Origin of the sequence: Nioella sp. MMSF_3534, from assembly GCF_030732985.1 — a bacterium.
GTDB lineage: Bacteria > Pseudomonadota > Alphaproteobacteria > Rhodobacterales > Rhodobacteraceae > Nioella.
Window position 1 is genome coordinate 57,654 of sequence record NZ_JASHJX010000023.1, and the last position, 7,107, is coordinate 64,760.

8 protein-coding genes are annotated in these 7,107 nt (G+C 62.6%); 2 read left to right on the plus strand and 6 right to left on the minus strand.

The features are described 5' to 3' along the window. Window positions 1–107: 107 nt before the first annotated feature. Window positions 108–1,271, plus strand: a complete 1,164-nt coding sequence (gene rnd, locus RBB16_RS11310) for a ribonuclease D (RefSeq protein ID WP_306046275.1) — start codon at window positions 108–110, stop codon at window positions 1,269–1,271. 92 nt (window positions 1,272–1,363) lie between these two features. Here rnd and RBB16_RS11315 read toward each other — a convergent pair whose 3' ends face one another. Further along, window positions 1,364–1,819, minus strand: a complete 456-nt coding sequence (locus tag RBB16_RS11315; RefSeq protein WP_071691634.1) for a hypothetical protein — start codon at window positions 1,817–1,819, stop codon at window positions 1,364–1,366. 119 nt (window positions 1,820–1,938) lie between these two features. Between RBB16_RS11315 and RBB16_RS11320 the strand changes: the two genes are divergently transcribed. Next, on the plus strand, window positions 1,939–2,370 hold the full coding sequence (locus RBB16_RS11320) for a SufE family protein (RefSeq protein WP_306046276.1): 432 nt from the start codon (window positions 1,939–1,941) through the stop codon (window positions 2,368–2,370). A gap of 67 nt (window positions 2,371–2,437) precedes the next feature. On the opposite strand, the gene RBB16_RS11325 is transcribed toward RBB16_RS11320, so the two are convergent. From RBB16_RS11325 to RBB16_RS11345, 5 genes are all read right to left on the minus strand, one after another. Next, window positions 2,438–3,130 (minus strand): DUF1638 domain-containing protein, encoded by a 693-nt coding sequence (locus tag RBB16_RS11325; RefSeq protein ID WP_306046277.1) that lies wholly within the window; start codon window positions 3,128–3,130, stop codon window positions 2,438–2,440. A gap of 70 nt (window positions 3,131–3,200) precedes the next feature. Further along, complete coding sequence (locus RBB16_RS11330; RefSeq protein ID WP_306046278.1) at window positions 3,201–4,082, minus strand: EamA family transporter; 882 nt, start codon at window positions 4,080–4,082, stop codon at window positions 3,201–3,203. After that, a complete protein-coding gene (locus RBB16_RS11335; protein ID WP_306046279.1) occupies window positions 4,069–4,809 on the minus strand; it encodes a metallophosphoesterase family protein in 741 nt (246 codons plus the stop codon). Before RBB16_RS11335 ends, RBB16_RS11330 begins: the two co-directional genes overlap by 14 nt. A gap of 90 nt (window positions 4,810–4,899) precedes the next feature. After that, a complete protein-coding gene (locus tag RBB16_RS11340; RefSeq protein ID WP_306046280.1) occupies window positions 4,900–5,931 on the minus strand; it encodes a Hint domain-containing protein in 1,032 nt (343 codons plus the stop codon). 106 nt (window positions 5,932–6,037) lie between these two features. Continuing rightward, on the minus strand, window positions 6,038–6,961 hold the full coding sequence (locus RBB16_RS11345; protein ID WP_306046281.1) for a Hint domain-containing protein: 924 nt from the start codon (window positions 6,959–6,961) through the stop codon (window positions 6,038–6,040). Window positions 6,962–7,107: the final 146 nt, after the last annotated feature.

Genomic DNA, 7,107 nt, shown 5'->3' on the forward strand with positions numbered 1-7,107 from the left:
CCAAGATGAAAGGGGGGTGAGCTCTTTTCATTCCCGGCAGGCTGGCCTATCACGGGTGGACCGGCGGATGTCCCGCTACAGCCAAGAAAAAGAAGGATGGCGCCCGTTTGCCCCAGACCCTGACCACGACCGACGCGCTGGCCGAATTCTGCGCCCGCGCCGCAAAAGTGCCCTACGTCACCGTCGATACCGAATTCCTGAGGGAGCGCACCTATTTCGCGCAGCTTTGCCTCGTGCAGCTGGCATTGCCGGGCACGGATGCGGCCGATGCGGTTCTGATCGACCCGCTGTCCGAGGGCATGTCGCTGGAGCCGCTTTACGAGCTTTTCCGCAATGAAAGCGTGGTCAAGGTGTTCCACGCGGCGCGGCAGGATCTGGAGATCTTCCATGTCGATGGCGATGTCATGCCCGTGCCGCTGTTCGATACGCAGGTTGCGGCCATGGTCTGCGGCTTTGGCGAACAGGTGGGATATGAGACGCTGGTGCGCCGGATCGCCAAGGCGAGCCTTGATAAGTCCAGCCGCTTCACCGATTGGTCGCGCCGCCCTCTGTCGGAGGCGCAGAAGTCCTATGCGCTGGCCGATGTGACCCATCTGCGCCAGATCTACGAATACCTGTCGGGCGAGCTGGAGCGCACCGGGCGCACCGCGTGGATGGAAGAGGAACTGAAGGTTCTGACCAATCACGACGCCTATGTTGTGACGCCCGAGGATGCGTGGAAACGGGTCAAGACGCGCACCAATTCGGGCAAGTTCCTGGCCGTCCTGAAGGAGCTGGCGGAGTTTCGCGAGACGACCGCGCAGACGCGCAACGTGCCGCGCAACCGGATCATGAAGGATGACGTTCTGCTGGAACTGGCCTCGACCAAGCCGCGCAGCGCGCAGGACCTTGGCAAGTCCCGGCTGCTGCAACGCGAGGCGCGCAAGGGCGATATCGGTGAGGGAATCCTCGAAGCCGTCAAGCGGGGCCTGGAGATGCCCGCCGATCGCCATCCGAAACCGGCGCGTGCGCCGGACCGGTCGGCACTGAACCCGGCCTTGGCGGATCTGCTGCGGGTTCTGTTGAAGGCGAAGGCCGAAGAGGCCGGGGTGGCGCAGAAACTGATCGCCTCCAGCGCCGATCTCGACGATATCGCCTGCGGCGGTCGTGACGGGCTATGGGCGCATGGCTGGCGGCTGGAGGTGTTCGGCAAGGACGCGATGCGGCTTTGCAACGGAGAGATTGCTCTTTCCGCCAAGGGCCAGCGGGTCAAGATCGTTGCACTGGGCTGATCCTGCCAGGCAGGCCCCCGAGGGCTGGCCGGTCTTGCAGGTCGCAGAACGGTCGCGGCCGGAAACCGGCGCACCACGCTCAGGCGGGACGATTAGCGCCGGCTGACGCTTCGGCGGTTCTGCTGCGCGACGACGACGATCTGGCGAATCCCTGCCAGGTCCTGCGTGGTCAGCGATGTGCCCGCGAGAATTTCGCGCGATCTCTGGGTGCCGACGCGGGTATTGGCATCGGCGGGGCGATAGACGCGGAATTCGAAGACGATCTCGCCGTCTTCGCGGCCCACCTCGACCAGATCGGCCTCCCAATAGCCCTGGCGCGGGGGCAGGCCCATGGCGCGCACGATGGCCCCGCCGGGCAGGGGGTCGACGCTGAGGCTGATCACTTCGGTCACCAGTTGGCGGTCATCCACCGGGGCGGCGACGGTTTCACTGATCTGCACCCGTTCCTCGCGATCACGGCCGAACCAGTTCATCGGGTTCAGACGGGACGCACAGCCGGTCAGGCCAAGCACCACCACAAGAAGGGCCATCAGAAAGCGAGGGGTCATCGGTTGTCTCCGCCTGTCATCTGCTCTTGCCTAGCGCATTGAGGACAGGTTGAAAAGCGCCTCTGGACCTTTGGGGCGCATCGCCCTAGGTCTGAGGCGGGTACAAGACGGAGACACGCATGGCCACCGAAGCGTTCGAAGAGATTGCCGACACGTTCGAGTTTCTCGACGATTGGGAAGAACGCTATCGTCACGTGATCGAACTGGGCAAGGCGATGGACCCGCTGGAGGATGCGTTCCGGGTGTCTGCCACCAAGGTCGATGGCTGCGCCAGCCAGGTCTGGATTCTGCCCGAGATCGAGGGCGAAGGGCCCGGCGCGGTGTTCCGCTTTCGCGGGGATAGCGACGCGATGATCGTGCGCGGGCTGATCGCGGTGCTGCATGCGCTTTATTCTGGGTTGAGCGTGGCCGAGGTACTGAAGGTCGATGCCGGTGGTGAACTGGCGCGGCTTGGGTTGAACGATCACCTGTCGTCGCAACGGTCGAACGGGCTGCGCGCGATGGTGGAGCGGATTCGCCTGCTTGCCGGTCAGACCTCCGCTTTGGGCTAGGCGCGACCAAGGCGCTTGCAAGCGCCTTTGAAGAAACCGCTTTCAAAGCGGTTCCCCGCGCCCGGCCTCACCGTTCCGCGACAGTTTCCAGCTCGGTGGCCAGATCGCCATAGCCGGTTATCCGGTGCTCGAATTGCAGCTTCAAGAACGCCGCGCAAGCCTTTGCCTTTTCAAGAAGATCCGGGTTTTCCGTCTGCGCCTGGTAGATCAGTTTCGTATAGTTTCCGAAATACATGTCCCGCAGCTCCGGGTGGCGATCCAGCCCCAGGGGTCTGGTGACGAAGGCATCGAACTGGCGGACGAGGAAATCGGTGACATAGAAGGCGGTGATCTCGTCCTCGGCCCGCGCAGCAAAGGCCAGATTGCCTTCGAAGAAGGAATAGCAATGCGGGCCTTGCAGCATTTCGACCCCGAGCGCCTCGCAACGCGCCTTCAGCAGCCCCCCGGTGCCGCAATCGGCATAGACGACAAAGATGTCCTCGTATTGCGCGCGGTATTTCGTGACGGCGCTTTCCACCGCATCCGGGATACGCTCGGGGCTGTTGTGCAGGATGGCGGGCAGGCAGTGCAGATCCAGATGCGTCCAGCCATTGAGGCGTTTCAGCGCCACGATTTCATGGGCCAATGCCCCGCAGGCCAGCAGCAGGATCTTGCCTTTGCCCTCCGCGGCCAGCCCCGCGCGGGTCAGGGTGTTGTCCTCCAGCGGCGCACCGGCGGCAAGCGGTTCGGCCTTGTCGGTCTCGCTGCGGGAACGGCGCATGGGTCAGTCCTGTGCAGGGGTGAGGGAATCGTGGCTCTTGGAATGACTATAGGCTGCCCGCGCGCCGATCTCATGGGCCAGCGCGACGCGGCGCGGACCGGTCGCGACGCGGGCGGGTCTGGATCATCGCCAGCCCCACCAGGATGACCGCCGCCCCGATCCAGTCCGCTAGCGCGGGGCGTTCACCCAACATCACCCAGGCCACGCTCAGACCCACGACCGGAATCAGCAAGGCAAACGGGGTAACGGCAGAGGCGGGATGCCGCGCCAACAAGGCGCCCCAGAGCGAATAGCCCAGAACCGTCGAGGCAATGGCCACGTAGAAGACTGCCAGCCATCCTTGCGCGGACATTGCCGCAAGGGTGGCAAAGGGCGTGGGGGACTCGATGGCCATGGACAGGGCCAGCATCGGCAGGGGCGGCACGAGGCTCGCCCAGACAAACAGCGCCAGCGTGTTCACCGGTCCCATCCGCCGCAGCACCAGATTGCCAAGCGCCCAACACAGCGCACCTGAAAGGATCAGGCACAGGCCCAAAAGGGTTACGCTGCCCCCGGCCGACAGCGCAAAGACCCCAAGACCCGCCACCGCCACAAGCAGCCCGGCCCCTTGCAGGGGGCGGATGCGTTCCCCGAAGACAAGGAACGACAGCAGGATCGTCAGCGGCACCTGCGTCTGGATCAGGAGAGAGGCCAGCCCTGCCGAGGCATCCACCGCAAGAGCCGCGAACAGAAAGGCGAACTGGCCCATATTGATCAACGCGCCCACGGCGATGATCTTCCACCACGGTACCCTTGGGCGTTTCAGAACGGCCAGCAGCGGCAGAAGGATCGCGAAGCGCAGGCCGACGAAGAGGAACGGCGGCAGGTCCTCCAGGGCCAGTTTCATCGCGGTGAAGTTGCTGCCCCAGGCCAGAACGACCAGCCCGATGAGGATCAGGTCACGCAGGGGCATGGGGGCGGATGTCCTGCCGGCCGTCAGGGGTCAGCAGCCAGACCCGACGTGCCTCGATGACCACGGCGGACAGGGGGCCGCCATAGGCCGCGCCCGTGTCGATGGCCAGCCGGTTGCCGTGATGCTCGACCCGGTCCACCGGGGTATGCCCGTGGACGACAAGCGGGCCGTGGTCTCGGAGATCGTCCAGAAAGTCGTGACGGATCCAGTAAAGGTCACTGGGGTCCTGAGCCTCCAACGGAACGCCGGGGCGGATACCGGCATGAACCAGCAGGCAATCGCCATGGCGGGCCGACAGGGGCAGGGCGTTCAGGAAGTCCCGATGCGCCTTCGGCACGGCGCGCAATGCCTCCTCGTGCAGCCTGTCGTCGGGCAGGTCGGGGTCCAGCCCGTAGCTTGCCAGCGTGTCCCGCCCGCCAAGCCTTGGATGCAGCCAGGTCAGATCGGCCCTGAGACGTGGATCAACGCGCGGCGGGGTGTCGAGGAACAGCGCGAACATGTTGTCGTGATTGCCTTTCAGCACCGTCACGCGCGGGTCGCGCGCCGTCAGGTCCATCAGGGCCTGAACCACGCCGCGGCTGTCCGGCCCCCGGTCCACCAGATCGCCGATCTGCACCACCGGCGCGGTGGTGTCACCTGTCCGGGCACGGTCGGCCTCGACCCGGTCCAACGCCTCTTGCAGCAGGTCCGGATGGCCGTGAACATCTCCGATCGCGTAGAGTCTCATGGGCCGCAGATGGTCAGGTTTGGCCGCCTGATGCAAGCGGATCAGCTATCGGGCTGGTGGGCGGGCGGGCGCTTCCGCCCTGTGACGCGATCAGCCCGTCAACCGCGCAGCCAGCCTGGCCTGGATCGCGGAGGGCACCTGCCGCGCGGACATCGCACGGGGGTAGGGGAGCTCCACCATCTCGGGCACGTCGCCATAAAGCGCCTCGAACTCTGCATAGTTGTCGAAGACCCGGCGGCTGACATTGTCGATGAAGGTCTCGGCGGGGGCACCATTTGCGAGGATGATCTCATGTTCCTCGGTTTCGATGTGGTAGACCGTGTAGGTCTCTCCCATCTCTGACAACGATACGCGGGTGATCGTGGTTCCGTTCACCAATGCCCCCGCGTGGCAGATGACGCCATCAACCAGCATTCCGTGATCAGCGGTGACGGTCAGGTCGGCATGCGGCACGCCTTCACCCAGGGCCCCCGCCGCAATCCGAACTGGCATCAGGCGTTCGGCAGGCTGGAATAGCGTCGCGACTTTTTGCCTGCCCACCCACTTGACCGCACGAATTTCGCCGGCACTGGTCAGGATCGCATCTCCAATCGACAGCTTTTCGACCGCTCTCGGTCCATCGGGCGTTTCAATCTGGGTATCGCCCAGAAAGCAGGCCGGTCCGTACAGAAGCGGCTCAGTGGGCGCCGAGAACCGGTTCCATGCCTCAATGTCCTGCTCGAGCGCGACGTCAGGAGACAGGTTGCTGTCGAACAATATAATATGGTTGTTCCCGAACCCGCCAAAGTTGAACGAACTGCTGAAGACATAGCCGTTCTCGGAGAAGAACGGCGGCTCGGTCGTAGTGAAGGAGCGGTAGCCATGATAGTAGACCTGGGCCGTGTAGATGTTTAGCCCTGTGGTTGGATCAATACCCTGGAAAACGGGTGTAAGGCCGATTGCCGTCCACTCCGGAGGCGGAACAATATCAAGCTGGGTCAGGGTAACTTCATCCCCAGGCAGGATAGACCCATTGTCGGCGGCTTCGGTGACGGTCACGTCAATATTGTTGCCATCAGCGTTTGCCGTTGCGCCGGACGGCCCGATTAAAAACTGGCTTTCAAATGAATAACTTACGGGCATGCTGCTCCCCTGATCGCATCGTTCCACATAGATATAGCGGCACAAGACGCATCGCGGTCAAGCGTTCAGATACGATCCGGGGGAACAGATGATTGGCAAATAGCGGTCACGCGCTCCCGACCCTGAGCGGTTCGAGCACATAGGCTGGCACCTGTCTTGCACTCATCGCGCGGGGGTATGGCAGCTCCTCCATCTCGGGCACATCTCCGTAAAGCGCCTCGAACTCCGCGTAATTGTCGAAGACCCGGCGGCTGACATTGTCGATGAACGTCTCGGCGGGGGCGCCATTCGCAAGAATGATTTCGTGCTCTTCCGTCTCGATATGGTAGACGGTGTAGCTCTCGCCCATTTCGGCGAGGGGAACGCGGGTGATGGTCACCCCGTTCACCAAAGCGCCCGCGTGGCAGATGACCCCCTCAACCAGCATCCCGTGATCGGCGGTCACCGTCAGGTCAGTGTGCGGCACGTTCGGCCCAAGCGCACCGGCCGCAAAGCGCACCGGCATCAGCCGTTCGGCGGGGCCGAAGCGGGTGGACACGGTCTGGCGGCCGATCCATTTGACGGGCACAGCCCCATTCGCGGTCTCGATCAGGTCTCCAATGCGCAATGTTTCAATTGCGCGTTCTCCCTCAGGTGTTGAAATCTGACTTCCAGCAGCAAAACATGTGAGAAAAGCGTCGGTTTCTCGTGCAGAGTAGTCGATGGGATTTGGGAATATGAAGTCTGTGACCGACATTCCCGAGGGAACCACGATCAGAACCTCAATAACATTCGGATCAACAAATGTGCCTGCCCCCTGGACGAGAGCAAGCTCCATCGAGCCACCTCCAACCAGCGGCACAGACATGTTGCCCAGGTAGTTCAGGTTGTTGCCTGACACTACTCCCAGCACATCGCCTATTTCGTATGTGCTATCGCCTTCAAAATCATTGAATGTGAAATTCTGGACGGTCGTTCCCTGGAACAGGCTATTGTTGTTCGATGTATCGACCTGATAGAGGGCGTAGCCCGAAATATCATATGTTGGCACTGTATTATCCTGACATTCTGAACTCAAAGATCTGATGGCGGTTAGAATGCCACCCAGCAAGTACAATCCCTAGGCTCAGGACCCATTGATTTCCGTCTGGCGGCATGATTCACGGCTCGAAAAAACGAGCGGTAACATGTCTGATC